We start from the raw sequence: 21,379 nt of genomic DNA, 5'->3' as shown, positions 1-21,379 counted from the left end.
TTGCGCAAGATGTCTGACTAGTATTGCCAAACGAACACATCGTCCACCCGAACATTCTAGGAAACGTCAATGTCCCTGATTAACGAATACCGCGCCACAGAAGAAGCCATCAAAGAACTTCAAGCTCGCCTGCAAAGCATGTCGGCTGACGACAAGCTGCAGAAAGAACTGGAATTTGAAGGCAAGCTGCGCGCACTGATGGCTGAATACCAAAAATCCCTGCCGAGCATCATTGCCATTCTCGACCCGGAAGCCAAAAGCAGCAAAGTAGCCCGCGCCAGCAAAACCACCACTACCAAGCGCGCCCGCAAGATCAAGCAATACAAGAACCCGAACAGTGGTGAAGTGATTGAAACCAAAGGTGGCAATCACAAGGTTCTGAAAGAGTGGAAAGCCAAGTGGGGCTCTGATGTAGTTGAAAGCTGGGTTACCCTGCTCGACTAATCGCACCACCCGCACAATAAAAAACGCCAGCTTGCTGGCGTTTTTTATTGCCTGAAGAATGACCCTATCTACAGCTGCAAGCGTTGCTGCAATTGCTGCCCATAGGCTTGCCAAGCCAACAGAATGGTTTGCTCACTGGCGGACGCATTGATCAGTGCATCACTCAAGGCGCTATTGAAGTCCGCCAGGGTATTGGGCGCCCCGTACTGAGGATCACGTAAACGCTGCTGGCAAAACTGTAACCATTGCTGTGCTTCAGCATTTGACAGGGTGTCGGCAAAGTTGCGCGCACGGTAACGAAACAGTAATTCACTCAGGCGCTGATCATCAAACGGCCACACCGCCCGCGCCAATTCTTGCGGATCGGCCCGACGAACTTGCTCGCATAAACGCCGGTCACGCTCACCGAAAAAGCCGTCATACAGTTGCTGCTCCGGGTCTTGACTGGGAACAAATGCCTCTTCGCCATAAACCGCCGGAAGCTTGTCTCGCCAGAGTGATTGACTGTCACGCAGCAAAGTCGCGCGTTGTTGCATGAGTGTCATATCCAGTTGCAAGCGCTGTTTATCTTCTTCACGTAATACGCTTAACGGCGCCAATACCGGGCACCGATTAACGTGCAATAACTTCAATGGAATGGGCAGTTCATCCGCAGCCAACTCGTCGCGCCGGGTGTACAGGCGTTGACGCAGGGTTTCGCTGTCCAGATCGAGTAATACCGCCGGATCAAGGTGCAAATCGCAGACAATCAGGGCATTGCGATTGCGCGGATGCCAGGCCAGTGGCAGCACCACCGCCAGATAATGCCGCGCCCCAGCAAAGCGCCCAGACACATGCAGCAGCGGCTTGAGCAATTCGATCTGCTCCAACACCCGCGGCTTACTGCGCTGTTTATAAAGAAACTCGTAGAGCTTCGGCTGCTGGCTGCGCACCAACCGCGCCAGAGCAATGGTCGCCCGCACATCCGCCAGCGCATCGTGGGCCTGGCCATGGTCGATGCCATTGGCGGCGGTCAGTCGCTCCAGCTTGAGGCTGACGCGCCCGTCTTCTTGCGGCCAGTTGATGCCTTCGGGGCGCAAGGCGTAGGCGGTGCGCAGCAGATCAATCAGATCCCAGCGGGTGTTGCCGCCCTGCCACTCGCGGCCATAGGGGTCGAAGAAGTTGCGATACAGGCTGTAGCGCGTTACTTCGTCATCGAAGCGCAAACTGTTGTAACCCGCGCCACAGGTGCCAGGCACACTCATCTCGGCGTGCAGGCGCGTCATAAACTCGCCCTCGGACAACCCCCGTTCAGCCAGGCGCTGTGGGGTGATGCCGGTAATCAGGCAAGCGATGGGATGGGGCAGGATATCGTCGCTGGGCTGGCAATACAGATTGAGCGGTTCGCCGATTTCATTCAGCGCCTCGTCGGTGCGAATGCCTGCCACCTGTAACGGCCGATCACAGCGCGGGTTGATGCCGGTGGTTTCGTAGTCATACCAGAAGATGCTGGGCGTCACGGCGAAGTCCTGAAGAGATGAACCGCGCCAGTCTAGCAGCCTGTCGGGCTTGACCGTTCGTAGCGAGGGGAAGTCGGCTTGAGGCAGTTTCGGGGCGCTTTTGAAGCGAACAGTTATTCTCTTCAGCGAAAAAGAGCGCAGAAAATAACCAAACCCGATTTTTCTGCAGTAGCACAGCGTTAAGTTCGACAGGCTGCTGGCCGGCGCAAAAGCCTGGCAAACGCACAGTCCAGAGCACGCGGCTTGCCGGCGTGTTGCCGATACCGCTAGCATCGCGGTTTATCTGACGCAGTCTGCCGATGCCCTCCATAGCCACCCCCTCCCGATTCCAGGCCAGCCCCGCGCCCAGCGAGCTGCTGGACACCCGCTATAAAGTGGAAACCCCGGAAGGCATCGACCTGATTTTGCGCCCCGCCAGCCTGCTGCCACGCGCGCTGGCGTTTGCCGTCGACCTGGCCATTCGCGGCCTGCTGCTGGGCCTGCTGTTTGTCGCCTTTGCCCTGCTCGGAAAGCTGGGTATGGGCCTGGGTGCGATCGTCACCTTTCTGCTGACCTGGTGGTACATGGTGTTGTTCGAGGTGCTCAACCAGGGCCGCTCGCCTGGCAAACAACTGTTGGGCCTGCGCGTGGTGCATGACGACGGCACGCCCGTCGGCTGGGCTGCTTCCCTGACCCGTAACCTGCTGCGTTTTGTCGATTTTTTACCATTCGCCTATGGCCTGGGCATTCTCAGCTGCCTCAATCACCCAGCCTTCAAGCGCCTCGGTGATCTGGCCGCCGGCACTCTGGTGGTTTACCAGGAAACGCCGAGCCCGCGCCCACCGCTGCCGCCAGCTGAGCCACTGCCTGCACCTTTCGCCCTGAGCCTGGATGAGCAACGGGCAATCCTTGCCTTTGCCGAGCGCCAAGGCAGCTTGTCCGATGAGCGCCGCCAGGAAGTCGCTGCGCTGCTGGCTGAGCCGTTGCAGGTCGCACCCGAGCAGGCGCAAGCCCAGCTCAACGGTATCGCCCGCGGCCTGTTGGGGCCGACATGAAGCAGAGCCAGTTTGAAAGCCACCATCAAAGCGACTGGCACGTATTTGCCCAGCAGCTGCAAGCCCTTGAACGGGGCAAAAGCGAACCCCAACACGTGGACGAATTTGCCGGCCGTTATCGCCACCTGTGCCAACACCTAGCCCTGGCCGAAGCACGCGGTTACAGCAGCCTGTTGGTGGAGCAACTGCAGCAACTGGTGATGCGCGGCCATCAGCAGCTGTACCGCCATCGCAGTCCCTTGGGCGCCAATCTGATTCGCTTCGTGCTCGGCGGCTTTGCCCAGTTGGTGCGCCGCGAATGGCGCAGCCTGCTGACCGCCAGCCTGTTGTTCTACGGCAGCCTGCTGGGTATGGGCGTGTTGGTCTACCTGTTCCCCGAGCTGGTCTACAGCGTGGTAGACCCCGAGCAGGTCAACCAGATGGAAGCCATGTACGACCGCGACGCCTCACGCCTGGGGCGCTTTGGCGAACGAGACTCCGGCGATGACTGGGTGATGTTCGGCTACTACATCATGAACAACATCGGCATCGCCTTTCAGACCTTTGCCAGCGGCCTGCTGTTTGGCCTGGGCAGCCTGTTCTTCCTGTTTTTCAACGGCCTGATGATCGGTGCAGTGGCCGGCCACCTGACCCAGATCGGCTCGGGGCAGACATTCTGGTCGTTCGTCATCGGTCATGGCGCCTTCGAGCTGACCGCCATTACCCTGGCCGGGGCAGCCGGTCTCAAACTCGGCTGGGCGCTGCTCGCACCCGGTCGCTGGCCACGCAGCGAAGCCTTGCGCCTGGCCGCACGGCAAAGCGTGCAGCTGGTGGCCGGGGCCATCCTGTTGCTGCTGCTGGCCGCCTTTGTCGAAGCCTACTGGTCGTCGATGACCAGCATCGGCAGCAACATCAAATTTGCCGTTGGCGGCGGCCTGTGGCTGCTGCTGGCGAGTTACTTTGCCCTCGCCGGACGAGGTCGTCATGCGCCTGACTGACGCCAGCGTAACCATCCGTCCGCGCAGCGCCTGGGAGGCCTGCGACCTCGGCGTGCTGCTGGCGCGCCGGCATGCCGGGCTGCTGACCGCCAGTTGGGCGCTGCTGACCCTGCCGGTGTTTGTCCTCTGCAGCGCGCTGCTCTGGCAACAGCCGAGCCTGGCCATGCTGCTGTTCTGGTGGCTCAAGCCGTTGTACGAACGCCTGCCGTTGCACATTCTGTCGAGGGCCCTGTTTGGCGCCACACCGACCCTCAAGCAGGCATTCCAGGCCTTACCCGGTCTACTCAAGCCGCAACTGCTGGCCAGCCTGACCTGGCGACGGCTGAGCCTGACCCGCAGCTTCGACCTGCCGGTGCTGCAGCTCGAAGGCCTCAATGGCCAGGCCCGCAGCCAACGCCTGATCGTCCTCAGCCAGCGCGACGCGCGGCCAGCCACCTGGCTGACCATCATCGGTAGCCATGTGGAAATGGCCCTGTGGCTAGGCATGCTCAGCCTGCTGTACCTGTTGTTGCCGCAACAGTGGGAGCTGGACTGGAGCTGGAGCAACCTGATCGAACCTGACAGCGGCAGCTGGTTGTGGCTGGAGCACCTGTCCAACTTGCTGTACGCCCTGCTGCTGATCATCTGGGAGCCGGTGTATGTGGCCTGCGGTTTCAGCCTCTACCTGAACCGTCGCAGTGCCCTCGAAGCCTGGGACATCGAACTGGCCTTCCGCCGTCTGCGCCAGCGCCTGAGCGGTATTGCGACAGTCGCACTGCTGGTCTGCGGCCTGTTCCTGCTACCGCCAGCACCGTCGGCCTGGGCAGCCACCGACGAGGCCAGCGCCAGTTGCCCGCTGCCCCTGCCTGAGGCACCCGGCCCAGAGGCCGCACGTCTGCTAAAGCAGCCCTTGAACAGCCAGGCGGCGCAGAGCGCGATCAAGCAACTGCTTGAGCAACCGCCCTTCGAACACAGCGAGAGCGTGACCCGCTGGCGCTTTGCCAAGGAGGCCAGCGACAAGCCGGATGACGTGGCCAACGCCAGCAGCCTGGGCGAAGCGCTTAAGAAGCTGCTCGAACTGATGGGCCTGATGGACGGCTTCAAAACGCTGGCCCTGGCCCTCGAAGTGCTGCTGTGGACAGCCTTGTTCAGCCTGCTGCTAACCCTTATCTGGCGTTACCGCGACTGGTTGCGCACCTTCGGCGCCCGTCTGCAACGCCCGGTCAAAACCCCAGCGCCCGCCCCCACTCAACTGTTTGGTCTGCAACTGGCGCCACAGAGCCTGCCCGACGACATCGCCGGCAGCGTCGAAGCGCTGTGGGCCGAACAGCCGCGCGAGGCCCTCGGCCTGCTTTACCGCGCCCTGCTCAGCCGCCTGCTGCATGACCACCAGTTACCGCTGAAGAGCTCCCAAACCGAGGCCGAGGTCTTGCAGCTCACCCTGCAATTGCAACACGCCGAGCTCAGCCGCTTCGCCCAAGTATTGACCCGCCACTGGCAGAACCTGGCCTACGGCCACCAACTGCCACCGGACAACCTCAAGCGCGGTCTCTGCGAAGCCTGGCGCCGGCTGTGCACTCAACAGGTGCCGACATGAACCGGCGCCTAGGCTTCTTTCTCGGCGCTGGCCTGGTGCTGCTGCTCGGTTTACTGGGCAGCTATGTGCTGTCGCAAGCCACGCCCTATCAGGAGGTGGTCAAACACGGCCCAGCGCCCGAGGCGCGCGCTAATCCGTATTTGGCTGCCGAACACTTTCTGCGCAATCAGGGCCGTAAGGTGCAGCGCGCCGACAGCCTGCAAAGCCTGGCGCAACTGCCCGCCGCTGGACAGGTCCTGCTGATACTGGGCTCAAGGGAGCAGATGACGCCCAAGCAGACCGAACGCTTACTGGCCTGGACGCGCCGAGGCGGACACCTGCTGGTGGTGGCCGAAACCCTCTGGGACGAAGACAAAAACAGCAGCGGCGACCTGCTGCTCGACCCACTGGGCATTCAGCAATATATGAGTGACGAACTGGACGAGGACAGCGAGTCGGAGCCGAACGCCGACGCTGCTAAGGACACCGACGAGGACGGCAAGGCAGCCGAGACAGCGCCCAGCGACGAACCGGCTGCCGCTGCCAGTCCAACAAAAGACACCAAGCAAGAGCCAGCCCCTGCCGTCGACCTGACTCAGCTGTACCTGGAAAACGAAGACGCCCCGGCCTATATCGACTTCGACACCGACTACCACCTGTTCGACTCCAAAGACCTGGCCCACGCCTGGGCCAACTCCGCCGATACCACCCATATGCTGCAACTCAGCCAGGGCGATGGCCTGCTCACCGTGGTCACCGACAGCTGGATCTGGCAGAACGCGCACATCGGCGACTATGACAACGCCTGGCTGCTCTGGTACCTGACCCAGGACCGTGAAGTCACCCTGCTCTACCGCGCCGACCACGATGATCTGTTCAGCCTACTGCTGCGGCATTTCCCCGAAGCCCTGCTGGCCCTGAGCCTGTTGCTGGCGGCCGGACTGTGGGCCGCCGGCCTGCGCCAGGGCCCACTGCAACCGGTGCCTGAACGCCAGCGCCGGCAGTTGCAGGAACACCTGCGCAGCAGCGCCGACTTCCTCCTGCGCCACGCCGGTCAGCGCCATCTGCTGCAAGCCCTGCAGCGCGATATCCAGCGCCGCGCCCGCATGCGCCACCCCGGCTTCGACCGCCTCGGCGTCGCCGAACAGTGGCAAGTACTCGGCCGCATGACTCGCCTGACGCCAAGCGCGATCAGCCAGGCCATGCGCCCCATCGCCGACAGACGTCTGTCGGCCAGCGAATTCACCCGTCAGGTCGCCCACCTGCAAACCCTCAGGAATGTCCTATGAGCGAAGACCGCATCGAGCAACCGAGCGACGCCAGTGCAGCCATCCCGGTAGCGCCAGCAGCGCCCACCGCCAGCCCTGCCAACGTCCAGCGCCAGCGCGCCAGCCAGTTGGCCCAGGCCCTGCGCCAGGAACTGCAACGGGCAGTGCTCGGCCAGGACGCGGTGATCGACGACCTGCTCACCGCCTTGCTCGCCGGCGGCCATGTACTGGTGGAAGGCGTGCCTGGTTTGGGCAAGACCCTGCTGGTACGCGCCCTGGCCAGCTGCTTTGGCGGCGAATTCTCGCGCATCCAGTTCACCCCCGACCTGATGCCCAGTGATGTCACCGGCCATGCGGTCTACGACCTGCAGTCCGAGCAGTTCAAGCTGCGCAAGGGCCCGGTGTTCACCAACTTGCTGCTGGCCGACGAGATCAACCGCGCGCCGGCAAAAACCCAGGCGGCCCTGCTGGAAGTCATGCAGGAACGCCAGGTGACCCTGGAAGGCCGCGCCCTGCCGGTGCCACAACCGTTCCTGGTGCTGGCCACCCAGAACCCGATCGAGCAGGAAGGCACCTACCCGCTGCCGGAGGCTGAACTCGACCGTTTTATGCTCAAGCTGCGCATGGATTACCCCCAGGCCGCAGAGGAAATCAACCTGGTGCGCCAGGTAACCCGCTCAGCCAAGGCCGACATGCTCGAAGTGACGCCGCTGCGCACCTTGCTACAGGCCAAGGACATCCTCGCCCTGCAGAAAATCGCCAGCGACCTAGCGCTCGATGAGCAGGTGCTCGACTACGCCGTGCGCATCGCCCGCGCCACCCGCAACTGGCCGGGCCTGAGCATCGGCGCCGGACCTCGCGCCTCAATCGCTCTGGTGCGCTGCGGCCGCGCCCGTGCCCTGCTGCGCGGCGGCGACTTCGTCCTCCCGGATGACATCAAGGGCTGCGCCCTGGCTGTGCTGCGTCACCGCGTACGCCTGGCCCCGGAGCTGGATATCGAAGGCATCAGCGTCGACCAGCTGCTCCAGCAGTTGCTCGATCAGGTGCCTGCGCCGCGCCTATGAAGCCGTCCCGTGCGCTGCTCTCCCTCCTGGCCGCGCTGCTGAGCGCAGCCATTCTGCTCGGCGCCTTGCCGGCCCTGGGCCTGCCGCTGCCAGCCAGTCTGACGCCGCTGTGGTGGGGCCTGCTGCTGACCCTGCTGCTGGTCGCCGCTAGCGATGCCCTGTGGCTGCACCGCCTGCCATCGCCACGCCTGCAGCGCAGTCTGCCGGGCAACCTGCCGCTGGGGCGCTGGAGCGACGTGCGGCTGCGTATCGAGCACGATTACTCACAGGCCATGCATCTGGAGCTGTTCGATCACCTGCCGACGGCCATGGCCTGCGAGCAATTGCCCCTGCACATCGAGCTGCAGCCGCAGCGTCACACCGAATGCAGCTATCGGGTGCGCCCGTTACAACGCGGGCACTTCCACTTTCCCCGCTGCGAACTGCTGCTGCCAAGCCCCCTGGGCCTGTGGCGCGGTCGGCGACTGCTGGAGTTGCCCGGCGAAACCCGCGTCTACCCGGACTTCGCCCGCCTTCAGGGAGGGCAGATGATGGCCGTGGATAACTGGCTCAGCCAGCTCGGCGTGCGCCAGCACCAACGCCGCGGCTTGGGCATGGAGTTTCACCAACTGCGCGATTTTCGCGATGGTGACACCCTGCGCCAAATCGACTGGAAAGCCACCGCCCGCAAGCGCACGCCGATTGCCCGCGAGTACCAGAACGAACGCGACCAGCAGATCGTCTTCCTGCTTGATTGCGGCCGGCGCATGCGCAGCCAGGACGGCGAACTGGCGCACTTCGACCACGCCCTCAACGCCTGCCTGCTGCTCAGTTATGTGGCCCTGCGCCAGGGCGATGCCGTAGGCCTGGCGACGTTTGCCGGCGCGCAGCAACGATTCCTCGCGCCGGTTAAGGGCCAGGCTCAGCTCAGCGCCCTGCTCAACAGCGTTTACGATTTGCAGAGCAGCCAGCAACCGGCGGACTACAGCGCTGCCATCAACCAGCTATTGGCACGCCAGCGCCGCCGAGCCCTGGTGGTACTGGTGACCAACCTGCGCGATGAAGATGACGAAGAACTGCTCGCGGCGCTCAAGCGCCTCGGTCGTCAGCATCGCGTTCTACTGGTTAGCTTGCGCGAGGAGGTGCTGGACAGCCTGCGGCAGGCACCGGTGCAGGACTATGAATCGGCCCTGGCCTATTGCGGCAGCGTGGCCTACCTGAATGCCCGCGCCAGCCTGCACGAACGCCTGGCCGCCCACGGCGTGCCGGTGCTCGATGCAAGACCAAGCGAACTGGGGCCGGAGTTGGTCGGCCAGTATCTGGCCTGGAAGAAGGCTGGGGTGCTGTAGCTGATCGCGGACAAAGGCTATGTCCTAGTTACGCGCTACAGAGCCTTCACCTCGACACCAGCTTTGGACTGCTAAAAGCTTCGCGGTCAAGACCGCTCCCACAAAGTTCACAGGCGCCTCGGTCCCCCGGCCCCGTCAGAAGGCCGAGTGGAGGTGCTGTGGAGAGGGGCATTTGGCATGGATGCCAAATGAGTCACGATGGGCCAAGGATGGCCCACCGTGACGACCCTCGGAGCAGTGCCGGAGCGAGGGAAGTTTCGCGCAGCGAAACCCGGATGCCGGGTGCGCTTTCTCTTTGGTTACTTTCTCTTTCGCGCAAGCATACGGAGCGCAGCGGAGTAACAGCCGCAGGCTGGCCCGAAGGGCGAGCAAAGCGAGTCAAGAGAAAGTGACTCGGCGTAAAGCCGAAACCGTTAGTGGCCATGAGCACAATACGCGCTGAATGCAGCGTCTGAAAAATCACCCGCCGGCCAGCCTCAGGCCGAAGCGGCGTGGGTGCGAAAGCTGAAGTAATAACGCAAGGCGTCGATCATCTCGACAAACTCGCCGGGCGGCGCCACCAGGGCGAAGCCCGAGTCGAAGCTGCCGGGGGTAACGTCTTCACGGCACCACTGGCAGGTGGCAAAGAAGTCGATGCAGTGCACCTGGCTATCCTTACCGGGGATTTTCAGGCGCATGTCAAAACGCGCATTGACCAGCATCGGTAGCTGGCTGATCAGCATCAGGCCGTCCACGGATACGTTGCCGATGTAGCCCATCGGTTTGTCGGTGATGCGATTGAACACCTTCAGGTAATACGGCAACTGATGGCGCTCAATGCGGCGTTGAATGCGCATGCTGGCAGATCGCTATACAGGGGAAGCTGAGTATGGCCACACAAATGCTTGGTACGCCAGTTTCAGCTGCACTGTTCCGCCACTTGGGCGTTAAGCCGGCGACGAGCGGCGTCGATTTGTTCGTCGCTGTAATAGCTCCGCCCGCCTTTGCCATCATCTTTATAAAAAGTACCGCCCTCGCCCAGCTGCGCCTGGCTTTCACGTAAACGCTGACAGTGCTGGGCCTGTTTGGCCTGCTGCTCGCGACTGACGGCGGCGGCCTGCTGTTGCTCTTCCCGGCGTGCGGCAAAGAAGCGCTCAGTGCGCGCTTCACGCTCGACAGTGGCCGCATCGCGCTGGATCACCTGGGGCTTGACCTCGACCTGCACGGCCCCGGCCTGTGGCCTTTCGCCAAAATGCACACGACCATTGGCATCAGTCCAGCGGTACACCTCGGCCAGCGCCAGACTCGGTAATAACAGGGTGCATAACCACAATTGCCGCATGCTGTCGCTCTCCATGACTGCTTCCCAGGGTCTGTTCCCGTTTCATTCGCGGCCGCGCCGGAGCCGGTTTTTGCGCGAGGCAAGGCGCGAGGAGCGTGATTTGGTTGTTCCAAATGAGCGACGAGTAACGCCGCCTCGCACAAAAACAGGCCCGGCCCTTCGGGTTGCGCGAGAAATGGCCCCCGCTGTTGTTGCAGGACTTGGTAAGGGAATAACCATTATCTGCGTCCTGCGCCTAACCGGGGACCATTTCTCGCAACAACGCGGCTCGCAATGAAACGGGAACAGCCCCTGGCTTATCCCTGACACTGGCGCTACGTCGTCTGCACGACCAACGGCCTGACAGTTTACAGCGCCCGCGACACCTTGGCCGGCTCAGCATCGCGTAGCTGCCCCAACTGCTCAAGGGTACTCAGGCGCGCCTTAGCCCGATAGGCATACTCGGTCTGCGGGTAATGCGAAACGATAAACTGGTAGGTCTGCTGGGCGTCGACAAAAAAGTGCTCACGTTCCAGGCATTGTCCGCGCAACAGGGAAATTTCCGGCTGCAGGTACGGCCGCGAACGAATCTGCCGCTGCGCTTGGGACAACTCCAGGGCCACCGCCGCACAGTCGCCGGCGGCGTATTGGCGGTAGGCATTGTCCAGATGGAAATCTGCCGACATACGGGTACAGGCGCCCAGTACCAGCATCAGGCTTATGACTAACAGGCTGCGCATAACGGTGTCCTCCTCGGCTCTGCAGTGTATCGACCGCCCGCCGCAAATCTCCAGCCCTAGCAGACGGACACTTTCAGCACGAGCATAACCTCCGTTGGGTGGTGAGCCGGGAGGCGCCTGCCAGTACGAGCGCACTGCTAGACTGGCGTGCATTATCGTCCGGCTCTGGAGTTCTCATGCGTTCATTGTGTCTTGGCCTGTTGGGCCTGAGCCTGCTGGCAGGCTGTTCGCCCACCACCCCACTGTTTATCGCCCAGATCGGCACCCAGGAAGTGGTTGAATACAAGACCCTGAAAACCAACCGCATGACCGCAGCCATCGAAGAAGATGGTGATTTGCTGACCTACAGCGCCCAAGCCATCCGCGACAACAAGAGTGCCCAGGCCGAAGCCCTATACCTCAGCGGCTACCAGGACAAAAAACTCGGTGACCAGGTACGCGCCATCGCCCTGTACCAGATCGGCCTGATCTACATGTGCCGTTATAACGATGATCGCGACGACAACAAAGCGCTCAACTACTTCTATCAGGTGCACAACGAGTTCCCCGCCACCCTCGCTGCCCAGCGCGCCGAAGCCCGCATTCAGATGATTCGTCAGCGTGCTCAGGAGCCGGTGCAGCAGAACGCCCGCGAACTGCTTAAGCACTGGAAGCCCAACGAAAACCTCGACCTCAACAAACCCAGCCTGGACCCAGACCTGACCCTGCTGTCGCGCCGCGCCATCCTCAAGGACCGCGTCAGCGAAGCGGAAACCCTCTACAGCCTGGCCGTGGCCGACAATGGTGTTGCCGCGAGCATCAAGGAAAAGGCCCTGTACCAGATGGCCCTGATGCACATGGCCGCCGACAACCCGCAGCCCGATCGCGCCAAGGCCATCGACTACCTGCGCCAACTGCTGGCCCAGTTCCCACGCAGCGAACTGGCCAACAAAGCCGCCCGCCACCTGGACGTGGCGCTGAACAACGGCATGCCTTAAGCCGCCCAGCGCCTTACACTTGGCTGATGCACGTCAAGCTCCGTAAAGGGCATTTGCTGTGCAATAGCGCATCAGCCAAGTGAAGGTGAGCCCCATGCAACTGCGCCAGCTTCTGGTCGTGATCGACCCGTCCCAACCCAGCCAACCCGCACTGCAACGCGCCCACTGGCTGGCCCGCGCCACCTCGGCCAAGGTCGAATTGCTGCTCTGCGAATACAACTCGGCGCTGGTAAACAGCCTGATTTTTGACAGCGATACCCTCACCAGTGCCCGCGAAGCGATGCTCGCCAGCCTGCATGCCGAACTGGAAGGCATGGCCGCACCGCTGCGCGAGGAAGGCCTGCAGGTCAGCGTGCAAGTGCGCTGGGGCAAGCCACTGGAGCAGGTGATTCTGCAACGGGTAGCGGAACTGCAGCCCGACCTGCTACTCAAGTCGACCCATCACCATCACTCGCTCAAACAACGACTATTGGGCAATAGCTGCTGGCAACTGCTGCGTCATTGCCCGGTACCGCTGTGGCTGGTGCAACACGGCGAGTGGCAATGCCGCCAGCTGTGCGCGGCCCTCGATCCGCTGCACGCGGACGACAAACCGGCGGTCCTCGACCAGCAACTGATTGCCGCCGCCCAGTTGCTAAGCGACACCATCGGCATCCAGCCTCACTACCTGCACAGCTACGCCCCGGTGCCGCAATCGTTGCTGTTCGACAGCGCTCTGGTTAACGACTACGAGCACTACCGCCAGCTCTGCGCCACACAGCACCGCGAGGCGTTCGAGCAACTGCTGGCGGATGCCGGCGTACCACGCAACCAGGCCCAACTGCGCGAAGGTTTTGCCGAAGAGGAAATTGCCCGCTTCGTCCAGGAAGAGAAAATCGACCTGCTATTAATTGGTGCCATCGCCCGCGGCCAGTTGGCCAACGCCCTGATCGGCAACACTGCGGAGCGCGTACTGGAGAGTGTCGAGTGCGATTTGCTGATCCTCAAGGCTGCTGTCACCACTGTTTAGACAGGTAGTGCCGAGGAAAAATGACTACAGGGTTGCGGCATAGTAGCCTCGTGCTCTGTCTGAGAAATGGAGCCTTTGCATGACCCTTCGCCGTACCAAAATCGTCGCCACCCTGGGCCCGGCCAGCAACTCGCCGGAAGTGCTGGAGCAACTGATTCTTGCCGGTCTGGATGTAGCCCGCCTGAACTTCTCCCACGGCAGCCCCGACGAGCACAAAGCCCGCGCCAAGCTGGTACGTGAGATTGCCGCCAAGCACGGCCGCTTCGTCGCCCTGCTCGGCGACCTGCAAGGGCCAAAGATCCGCATCGCCAAGTTCGCCAACAAGCGCATTGAGCTGAAAGTTGGTGACCCCTTCCGCTTCTCCATCAGCCATCCGCGCGACGCCGGCAACCAGGACGTGGTGTGCATCGACTACCCGGACCTGATCACCGACTGCAAGGCCGGCGACGAGCTGCTGCTCGACGATGGTCGGGTGGAAATGCGCGTCGACTCAGTGGGCAGCGACGAACTGCGTTGCACAGTATTGATTGGTGGTCCGCTGTCCGACCACAAAGGCATCAACCGTCGTGGTGGCGGCCTGACTGCGCCAGCCCTGACTGACAAGGACCGCGCCGACATCAAACTGGCCGCCGAGATGGAGCTGGACTACCTGGCCGTGTCCTTCCCCCGTGACGCCGCCGACATGCACGAAGCCCGCCGCCTGCGCGACGAAGCCGGTGGCACGGCCTGGCTGATCGCCAAGGTCGAACGCGCCGAAGCGGTGGCCGACGACGAAACCCTCGACGGCCTGATCCGCGCCAGCGACGGTGTGATGGTCGCCCGTGGTGACCTGGCGGTGGAAATCGGCGATGCCGAGCTCGTCGGCATCCAGAAAAAGATCATTGCCCACGCCCGCCACCTGAACAAAGTGGTGATCACCGCCACCCAGATGATGGAGTCGATGATCAGCAGCCCGATGCCGACCCGCGCCGAAGTCTCGGACGTGGCCAACGCCGCGTTCGACTACACCGACGCCGTGATGCTCTCGGCCGAAAGCGCCGCCGGCGCCTACCCGGTGGAAGCGGTCAAGGCCATGGCCCGTGTGTGCCTGGGCGCGGAAAAGCACCCGATCAACAAAGTCTCGCGCCATCGCCTGGAAGAAAGCTTCGAGCGCTGCGACGAAAGCATCGCCCTGGCCGCCATGTACACCGCCAACCACTTCCCCGGCGTCAAGGCGATCATCTGCCTGACCGAAAGTGGCTACACCCCGCTGATCATGTCGCGCATCCGCTCCTCGATGCCGATCTTCGCCTTCTCTCCGCACCGCGAAACCCAGGCCCGTGTGGCCCTGTTCCGTGGCGTGCAGACGGTGCCGTTCGATGCCGCGGCCCTGCCAGCCGACAAGGTCAGCCAGGCGGCCATCGACGAATTGCTCAAGCGCGGCGTGGTGCAACAAGGCGACTGGGTGATCCTGACCAAGGGCGACAGCTACCACACCATCGGCGGCACCAACACCATGAAGATCCTCCACGTCGGCGACGTCATGGTTTAAGCCTGCGGGTTAACGCAAAAGGCCGCTCATTGAGCGGCCTTTTTGTTAGCACATGAAACCCGTCAGACGAATTTGGAAAAGTCCGGCTGACGGCGCTGCATAAAGGCCGACAGGGCTTCGATGGCCTCCGGCGAGCGCAGGCGCTGGCCGAACAGCTCGCCTTCGGCAGTGATCACCTGACGCAACTCTTCGCGCCCCGGCGCTTGCATCAGTTGTTTGCTCACCGCTAACGCTGACGGAGCCAGTTGCTGGAAGCGCCGGGCCATGGCCTCGGCTTTTTCCAGGGTGGCCACGCCATCGTCGAGCACGCTGTTGGCAATGCCCCATCTGGCGGCCTGCTCGCCCGTGAAGGACTCACCCAGCAGCAACAGCTCGGCCGCCTTGGCGTGCCCGAGCAGGCGCGGCAGGATCAGGCTGGAGCCGAACTCCGGGCACAGGCCAAGGCTGACAAAGGGCATCTTCAACTTGGCGCAGCGGCTGACGTAGACCAGATCGCAATGCAACAACAGGGTGGTGCCAATCCCCACGGCAGCACCTGCCACGGCGGCGACAATCGGTTTTTTCAACTCGAACAGCGCGCGCATAAAGTGGAACACCGGACTGTCCTGGCTGACCGGCGGAGCCTGGAGAAAATCCGCCACATCGTTGCCACTGGTAAAGCACTCCGCTCCACCCGTAATCAGCACCGCGCGCACCTCAGGCTCGGCATCCGCGGCCAGCAAGGCTTCGGCCATGGCGCTGTACATGGCGCGGGTCAGGGCGTTCTTCTTCTCGGGGCGATTGATGCGCAGGGTCAACAGACCATCGGCGCGCGTCACAACTACATGCTCACTCATGACCTTCCTCACGGCGCAGGCGCCTGCAAGTCAGGCGCGCGGCAAAAACACGTCGGCCAACACTTGATTGCGCGGCAGACCTAACAGATAGAGCCGGCGCGCAAATGTCTCGACGCTGGCGGGGCCGCCGCAGAGTAAGGCCTGGGTTTGCCGGGAAACAAGGCGCAGTTCGGCCAAAGCAGCCGGCAACTCGGCCGCCGTCACCAGGCGGATGTGCAACTGAGGATGCTGTGCCGCCAATGCGTGCAGCGGCGTGGCCAAGTAATGCCCGTCGCCCTCGCGGGCCAGGTGCAGCAGCTGAATCGGTCCGCTGTGAGCCTGGCGCAAGGCCTCGCGCAAGATGCCCCAGAGTGGCGCCAGCCCCGTGCCAGCCGCCAGCAAGCAGAGCGGCCGTGCCTGCCAGTCCGGGTCGTAATGCAGGGCGCCGCCGCGCAACTCGCCCAGGCGCAGGCTCTGACCGAGCTGGAAACGGCGTGCTGCCGTGCTGAAAGCGCCGGGCTTGGCACAATCGATGTGCAGCTCCAGCCAGTCGTCGGCATCCGGCAGGCTGGCCAGGGAGTATGGCCGGGCAATGCCCGCATCGGCCCAGAGCACCAGATGCTGACCGGCCTGATAGGGCAAGCGGCGCTCTGGTTGCAGGCGCAAACGCAGCACGTCATTCGTCAGCCAGTCGCAACCGACAATGCTCGCCGCGCGACCGTCACGCAGGGGGTCGAAGACTTCCACACTTAAATCGTCGGCCACCCGGCACTGACAGGCCAGGCGCCAGCCTTGTTGACGCTGCGCAGCACTCAAGGCATCGGGCTGAGCATCTACCGGCTCACCGTGCAGACAACGCACCAGGCAGGCGTGACAGCTGCCAGCGCGACAGCTGTTGGGCACGGCAATGCCGGCACCGAGCAATGCGTCGAGCAGGTTTCCGGCCTGTGGTACCTGGATGTTTTTATCGCCGACCTTGAGCTCAGGCATCGCTGGCCTGCCAGGCAGCGGCGCAGCGATTACGGCCGTCGCGCTTGGCCCGGTACAACGCCTGATCGGCGCGATGCAAGGCATCGTCCAGCTCATCGTTGTAGTGCAACAACGTCATGCCTGCCGACAGGCTGATGCCCTTGACGTGCACGCCCACAGGCTCCGCCGCCGCAAACGCCTCGCGCAGACGTTCACAACAGGCACTGAACTGGTCAATGGTGGTGTCTGGCAGCAACAGCACGAACTCCTCGCCACCATAGCGGGCGAGGATATCGCCATCACGCAGGCACGCCCGCGCCACCGCGGCAAAGGTCTGCAGCACCCGGTCACCGACGGCATGGCCGTAGCTATCGTTGACCTGCTTGAAATGGTCGAGGTCGATCAAGGCCAGGCCGTGCACCTGTCCTGGCGCCAGCATGGCCAACTCGTTGGCCGCCAGGGCTAAAAAGTGGCGGCGATTGAACAGCCCGGTCAGCTCATCGGTGGCGGCCAGGCTTTCTAGCTGGCGCATCATCCCGCGCAAGGTGTCCTGGTGCGCCTGCAGGGCAAAACGGCGTTTGCGCATGCGCTGGCTCAAGGCCTGCACATAGCTGGCGAACAGGTACAGCCAGACAAGCACAAAGAACAGCGCCGCCACCTGCAACAAGACCAAGGCCGGATCATGCAATTTCTGCTGCGAGGCTTCCCACAGGTTGAGACCAAGAAAGCTGCAAAAAGCGAAGGCCGCACAGCGGGCAAAGATTCGTGGCGGTAACTGGAACACGCCGAATAACAGAATCAACACATAGAACATCAACAGGGTGCCGCGGCCGCTGTCGAGCAGAGCCAGCAGATAGGTCAGCCAACTACAGCCGACCAATACCTGTGCCTCGGTCATGCTCGGATCCCGGAAGCGCAAGTTGTAGCCGCTGCGCAGCATGACAAAGAACAGCAACTGACTGACCACCACCAGCACGCTACTAACCAGCGCCACATTCTGCGGCGCTGGCAAGAGATCGAAACTCACGGCCAGCCAGAACAGCGTCATGGCAATGCCGTAAGTGGCCACAGCCATGGCAAAGCGGCGCAACAGCAAATGCTGTAGCGAACGCCTGTTCACTGCTTGATGGCTGGCACGCATGGGGATCCGTCCCGTGGGGGCAATTAGCCAGCACTGTACCCCGACGCTTGGAGAAAACCCAGCATCGGCAGCAGCAACCGCAGAGACTGATCAGTCTAGTTTTGCACGCTGTGCCAGCCCTCTGCTGCGCGTTATACTGCGCGGCCATTTTTGCTGTAACGCGCGCCGGGTCGTGGCCCTGCGCCCCTCCAAGTTCCTGCCCAAATAAAGGAGCGCGCCCCATGACCGTGATCAAACAGGACGACCTGATTCAGAGCGTCGCCGACGCCCTGCAGTTCATCTCCTACTACCACCCCGTGGACTTTATCCAGGCCATGCACGAGGCCTACCTGCGTGAAGAGTCGCCCGCCGCGCGCGACTCCATGGCGCAGATTCTGATCAACTCGCGCATGTGCGCCACTGGCCACCGGCCGATCTGCCAAGACACCGGCATCGTCACCGTGTTCGTCCGCGTCGGCATGGACGTGCGCTGGGATGGCGCGACCATGAGCGTCGACGACATGATCAACGAAGGCGTACGCCGCGCCTATAACCTGCCGGAAAACGTTCTGCGCGCCTCGATCCTCGCCGACCCAGCGGGCGCACGCAAAAACACCAAGGACAACACCCCGGCTGTCATCCACTACTCCGTAGTGCCCGGTGACAAGCTGGAAGTGGATGTCGCAGCCAAAGGCGGCGGCTCCGAGAATAAATCCAAGATGGCGATGCTCAACCCGTCCGACTCGATCGTCGACTGGGTACTGAAAACCGTGCCGGAAATGGGCGCTGGCTGGTGCCCGCCAGGCATGCTCGGCATCGGCATCGGCGGCACCGCCGAGAAAGCCGCGGTAATGGCCAAGGAAGTGTTGATGGACTCCATCGACATCCATGAGCTGAAAGCGCGCGGCCCGCAGAACAAGCTGGAAGAGATGCGCCTGGAGCTGTTCGACAAGGTCAACCAACTGGGCATCGGCGCCCAGGGCCTAGGCGGTCTGACCACCGTGCTCGACGTCAAGATCATGGATTACCCGACCCACGCCGCCAGCCTGCCGGTGTGCATGATCCCCAACTGCGCCGCTACCCGCCACGCTCACTTCGTGCTGGATGGCTCAGGCCCGGCCGAGCTGGAAGCACCGGATCTGGACGCCTACCCAGAAATCGTCTGGGAAGCCGGCCCGAGCGCGCGCCGCGTCAACCTCGACACCCTCACCCCGGAAGACGTGCAGAGCTGGAAGCCGGGCGAGACCGTACTGCTCAACGGCAAGATGCTCACCGGCCGCGACGCAGCGCACAAACGCATGGTCGACATGCTGAACAAGGGCGAAACCCTGCCGTTCGACCTCAAGGGCCGCTTTATCTACTACGTTGGCCCGGTCGATCCGGTGCGTGACGAAGTGGTTGGCCCAGCCGGCCCGACCACCGCTACGCGGATGGACAAGTTCACCCGGCAGATCCTGGAAAGCACCGGCCTGCTCGGCATGATCGGCAAGTCAGAGCGCGGCCCGATTGCCATCGACGCAATCAAGGACAACAAAGCCGTGTACTTGATGGCTGTCGGCGGCGCTGCTTACTTGGTTGCCCAAGCAATCAAAAAGTCGCGCGTGGTGGCCTTTGCCGAACTGGGTATGGAAGCCATCTACGAGTTCGACGTGAAGGACATGCCAGTAACCGTGGCCGTCGACACCAAGGGCGAGTCGGTGCACATCACCGGCCCGGCCATTTGGCAGAAGAAGATTCACGACAGCCTGGCCGTCGAAATCAAGTAAGCCGTTAGCAGTGCCCGCGGTCTGCATGGACCGCCAAGACAATCCCCGCCACGTGCGGGGATTGTCGTTTCTGCCGCTGCCAATTGCACAAAACACCGCACCTAAAAACAAAAACGCCAACGCCCCATCACTGGGGCGTTGGCGTTTGTTCTGCCGTGCTCAGGCCCTGGCGGTCTGCCAGGCCTTTCGCACATCAGGTTTACAGGCTGCCAGCGTTCTCGCTCAGGTAAGCCGCAACACCTTCCGGCGAAGCAGTCATGCCTTTGTCGCCCTTCTTCCAGTTGGCCGGGCAGACTTCACCGTGCTCTTCAGTAAACTGCAGAGCATCCACCAGACGCAGCAGTTCGTCCATGCTGCGACCCAGCGGCAGGTCGTTGACGATCTGCGCCCGCACTACACCATTCAGGTCGATCAGGAACGCGCCGCGGTAAGCCACGCCGCCTGCCGCTTCAACGTCGTAAGCCTTGCAGATTTCGTGGGTGATGTCGGCCGCCAGGGTGTATTTGACCTGGCCGATGCCACCAGCATTGATCGGGGTGTTGCGCCAGGCGTTGTGAGTGAAATGCGAGTCGATCGACACGCCGATCACTTCCACGTTGCGCGCTTGGAAGTCAGGAATGCGGTGATCCAGCGCGATCAGCTCGGACGGACAGACAAAGGTGAAGTCCAGCGGATAGAAGAACACCAGGCCGTATTTGCCCTTGATCGCCGACGCCAGGTTGAAGTCTTCAACGATTTCGCCATTGCCCAGCACGGCCGCAACGGTGAAATCCGGGGCTTGTTTACCGACGAGTACGCTCATTTCATATCTCCTTGAAAAATGGGGGCATGTGGCCCTGTTCAGACACGCCAACAGCACGCGCCTGCACCACAAGACGAACAATCATACACCGCGCTTTTCGCCCTCGCCCATTGCTTTTAAGCACTGGCAAAAATCATCTAACCATTTGTAATTAATCACTATTTTTCGAGAGTGCAGAGAAACGAAAATCACACTATTTGACAATCATTATCATTACTATTACGATCCAATCCTGCTTTCCACAACCTGCAGCGAAGCCAAGCCCATGTATGTCTGCCTCTGCCAAGGTGTCACCGACGGCCACATCCGCGACGCCATTTACGAAGGGTGCTGCAGCTACCGCGATGTGCGCGAAAGCCTCGGCGTCGGCAGCCAGTGCGGCAAGTGCGCGTGCCTGGCCAAGCAGGTGGTGCGCGAAACCCTGAGTGACCTGCAAGGCGCGCAAGCCAGCCAGGCAGCGCAGCTGTTTAGCCCGGCCTGACAAGTAGGCAACCCCGTAGCCAAACGAAACCGGACCTTGTCCGGTTTTTTTGTGCCTGCAAATCAACAGCTTGGCACTGGCATGCAATCTCAATGCGTCCAGAGAGGCAAACAATATCCTTTTGCATCAATGGCTTGAGTTTGACACTCAGGTGCCTTGAAGCCAGACTTGATGATCTCTCAACACCCCATGCGGACGAGGCGGCTCATGAAAGGCGACAAGAAAGTCATCCAGCACCTGAACAAGATCCTCGGCAATGAACTGGTCGCGATCAACCAGTACTTTTTGCATGCACGGATGTATGAAGACTGGGGTCTGAAGAAGCTCGGCGAGCACGAATATCACGAGTCGATCGACGAGATGAAGCACGCCGACAAACTGATCAAGCGCATCCTGTTTCTCGAAGGCCTGCCCAATGTGCAGGACCTGGGCAAACTGCATATCGGCGAAAACACCGCAGAAATGCTCGCCTGCGACCTGAAGATCGAGCACAAGGCCCACGCTGATCTGAAAGAAGCCATCGCCTATTGCGAGAGCATCGCCGACTACGCCTCGCGGGATTTGCTGCGCGAAATCCTCTGTTCCGAAGAAGAGCATATCGACTGGCTGGAAACCCAGCTGGGCCTGATCGACAAGGTCGGCCTACAGAACTACCTGCAATCGCAGATGGACGAATAAGGCCTCACCGGCGCAATAAAAA

The 21,379-nt window shown here is 62.0% G+C and carries 21 protein-coding genes; 13 read left to right on the top strand and 8 right to left on the bottom strand.

What is annotated here, in order from left to right:
- Positions 1 to 69: 69 nt before the first annotated feature.
- Positions 70 to 444, top strand: a complete 375-nt coding sequence (gene mvaT / locus AC56DI_RS09890; protein ID WP_496345998.1) for a histone-like nucleoid-structuring protein MvaT — start codon at positions 70 to 72, stop codon at positions 442 to 444.
- 68 nt (positions 445 to 512) lie between these two features.
- Here mvaT and sbcB read toward each other — a convergent pair whose 3' ends face one another.
- Positions 513 to 1,943: an exodeoxyribonuclease I gene (gene sbcB / locus AC56DI_RS09885; protein WP_496345997.1), complete on the bottom strand. Its 1,431-nt coding sequence runs from the start codon at positions 1,941 to 1,943 to the stop codon at positions 513 to 515.
- Between the two features lie 299 nt (positions 1,944 to 2,242).
- On the opposite strand from sbcB, the gene AC56DI_RS09880 reads away from it, so the two are divergent.
- Genes AC56DI_RS09880 through AC56DI_RS09855 form a run of 6 tightly spaced genes read left to right on the top strand, consistent with a single transcriptional unit; the run spans position 2,243 to position 9,169 of the window.
- A complete protein-coding gene (locus AC56DI_RS09880) occupies positions 2,243 to 2,977 on the top strand; it encodes an RDD family protein (RefSeq protein WP_496345996.1) in 735 nt (244 codons plus the stop codon).
- Positions 2,974 to 3,954 (top strand): stage II sporulation protein M, encoded by a 981-nt coding sequence (locus AC56DI_RS09875; RefSeq protein ID WP_496345995.1) that lies wholly within the window; start codon positions 2,974 to 2,976, stop codon positions 3,952 to 3,954. The genes AC56DI_RS09880 and AC56DI_RS09875 overlap by 4 nt, the downstream gene beginning before the upstream one ends.
- Positions 3,941 to 5,530, top strand: a complete 1,590-nt coding sequence (locus tag AC56DI_RS09870; RefSeq protein WP_496345994.1) for a DUF4129 domain-containing protein — start codon at positions 3,941 to 3,943, stop codon at positions 5,528 to 5,530. The genes AC56DI_RS09875 and AC56DI_RS09870 overlap by 14 nt, the downstream gene beginning before the upstream one ends.
- The gene (locus AC56DI_RS09865) at positions 5,527 to 6,798 is read left to right on the top strand and encodes a DUF4350 domain-containing protein (protein WP_496345993.1); all 1,272 of its coding nucleotides are present in this window, start codon (positions 5,527 to 5,529) and stop codon (positions 6,796 to 6,798) included. Before AC56DI_RS09870 ends, AC56DI_RS09865 begins: the two co-directional genes overlap by 4 nt.
- Positions 6,795 to 7,841: an AAA family ATPase gene (locus tag AC56DI_RS09860; protein ID WP_496345992.1), complete on the top strand. Its 1,047-nt coding sequence runs from the start codon at positions 6,795 to 6,797 to the stop codon at positions 7,839 to 7,841. The genes AC56DI_RS09865 and AC56DI_RS09860 overlap by 4 nt, the downstream gene beginning before the upstream one ends.
- Entirely contained in the window at positions 7,838 to 9,169 is a 1,332-nt protein-coding gene (locus tag AC56DI_RS09855; RefSeq protein WP_496345991.1) for a DUF58 domain-containing protein, read from the top strand. Before AC56DI_RS09860 ends, AC56DI_RS09855 begins: the two co-directional genes overlap by 4 nt.
- 476 nt (positions 9,170 to 9,645) lie before the next feature.
- On the opposite strand, the gene AC56DI_RS09850 is transcribed toward AC56DI_RS09855, so the two are convergent.
- The 3 genes from AC56DI_RS09850 to AC56DI_RS09840 all read right to left on the bottom strand — a co-directional run bounded on the left by AC56DI_RS09850 (position 9,646) and on the right by AC56DI_RS09840 (position 11,209).
- Positions 9,646 to 10,005 carry a PilZ domain-containing protein gene (locus AC56DI_RS09850; RefSeq protein WP_496345990.1) on the bottom strand — a complete coding sequence of 120 codons (360 nt, stop codon included), beginning with the start codon at positions 10,003 to 10,005 and terminating at the stop codon, positions 9,646 to 9,648.
- A 62-nt stretch (positions 10,006 to 10,067) separates the two neighbouring features.
- Positions 10,068 to 10,490 carry a DUF4124 domain-containing protein gene (locus tag AC56DI_RS09845; RefSeq protein WP_496345989.1) on the bottom strand — a complete coding sequence of 141 codons (423 nt, stop codon included), beginning with the start codon at positions 10,488 to 10,490 and terminating at the stop codon, positions 10,068 to 10,070.
- Positions 10,491 to 10,837: 347 nt separating this feature from the next.
- The gene (locus AC56DI_RS09840) at positions 10,838 to 11,209 is read right to left on the bottom strand and encodes a tetratricopeptide repeat protein (RefSeq protein ID WP_324518297.1); all 372 of its coding nucleotides are present in this window, start codon (positions 11,207 to 11,209) and stop codon (positions 10,838 to 10,840) included.
- A 176-nt stretch (positions 11,210 to 11,385) separates the two neighbouring features.
- Between AC56DI_RS09840 and AC56DI_RS09835 the strand changes: the two genes are divergently transcribed.
- From AC56DI_RS09835 to pyk, 3 genes are all read left to right on the top strand, one after another.
- The gene (locus AC56DI_RS09835) at positions 11,386 to 12,186 is read left to right on the top strand and encodes a tetratricopeptide repeat protein (RefSeq protein WP_496345988.1); all 801 of its coding nucleotides are present in this window, start codon (positions 11,386 to 11,388) and stop codon (positions 12,184 to 12,186) included.
- Positions 12,187 to 12,280: 94 nt separating this feature from the next.
- A complete protein-coding gene (locus tag AC56DI_RS09830; RefSeq protein ID WP_496345987.1) occupies positions 12,281 to 13,195 on the top strand; it encodes a universal stress protein in 915 nt (304 codons plus the stop codon).
- A gap of 79 nt (positions 13,196 to 13,274) precedes the next feature.
- Positions 13,275 to 14,726 carry a pyruvate kinase gene (pyk, locus tag AC56DI_RS09825; RefSeq protein ID WP_324518303.1) on the top strand — a complete coding sequence of 484 codons (1,452 nt, stop codon included), beginning with the start codon at positions 13,275 to 13,277 and terminating at the stop codon, positions 14,724 to 14,726.
- A gap of 62 nt (positions 14,727 to 14,788) precedes the next feature.
- On the opposite strand, the gene AC56DI_RS09820 is transcribed toward pyk, so the two are convergent.
- The 3 genes from AC56DI_RS09820 to AC56DI_RS09810 are packed head-to-tail and all read right to left on the bottom strand — an operon-like array spanning position 14,789 to position 17,651.
- Positions 14,789 to 15,562: an enoyl-CoA hydratase-related protein gene (locus AC56DI_RS09820; RefSeq protein WP_496345986.1), complete on the bottom strand. Its 774-nt coding sequence runs from the start codon at positions 15,560 to 15,562 to the stop codon at positions 14,789 to 14,791.
- Between the two features lie 30 nt (positions 15,563 to 15,592).
- Entirely contained in the window at positions 15,593 to 16,531 is a 939-nt protein-coding gene (locus AC56DI_RS09815) for an iron-sulfur-binding ferredoxin reductase (RefSeq protein WP_496345985.1), read from the bottom strand.
- Entirely contained in the window at positions 16,524 to 17,651 is a 1,128-nt protein-coding gene (locus AC56DI_RS09810) for a GGDEF domain-containing protein (RefSeq protein WP_496345984.1), read from the bottom strand. The genes AC56DI_RS09815 and AC56DI_RS09810 overlap by 8 nt, the downstream gene beginning before the upstream one ends.
- 221 nt (positions 17,652 to 17,872) lie before the next feature.
- Here AC56DI_RS09810 and AC56DI_RS09805 point away from each other — a divergent pair, with 221 nt between their 5' ends.
- On the top strand, positions 17,873 to 19,396 hold the full coding sequence (locus AC56DI_RS09805; protein WP_496345983.1) for a fumarate hydratase: 1,524 nt from the start codon (positions 17,873 to 17,875) through the stop codon (positions 19,394 to 19,396).
- A gap of 199 nt (positions 19,397 to 19,595) precedes the next feature.
- On the opposite strand, the gene AC56DI_RS09800 is transcribed toward AC56DI_RS09805, so the two are convergent.
- The gene (locus tag AC56DI_RS09800; RefSeq protein ID WP_496345982.1) at positions 19,596 to 20,198 is read right to left on the bottom strand and encodes a peroxiredoxin; all 603 of its coding nucleotides are present in this window, start codon (positions 20,196 to 20,198) and stop codon (positions 19,596 to 19,598) included.
- Between the two features lie 265 nt (positions 20,199 to 20,463).
- Here AC56DI_RS09800 and AC56DI_RS09795 point away from each other — a divergent pair, with 265 nt between their 5' ends.
- A complete protein-coding gene (locus tag AC56DI_RS09795) occupies positions 20,464 to 20,679 on the top strand; it encodes a bacterioferritin-associated ferredoxin (RefSeq protein WP_422588502.1) in 216 nt (71 codons plus the stop codon).
- Positions 20,680 to 20,886: 207 nt separating this feature from the next.
- Entirely contained in the window at positions 20,887 to 21,357 is a 471-nt protein-coding gene (bfr, locus tag AC56DI_RS09790; RefSeq protein WP_496345981.1) for a bacterioferritin, read from the top strand.
- Positions 21,358 to 21,379: the final 22 nt, after the last annotated feature.

The organism is Pseudomonas sp. BGA-UO-ETr-WB11 (assembly GCF_059567785.1).
Note: the sequence above shows the minus strand (reverse complement) of the source record. Positions and strands in the feature narration are given on the sequence as shown.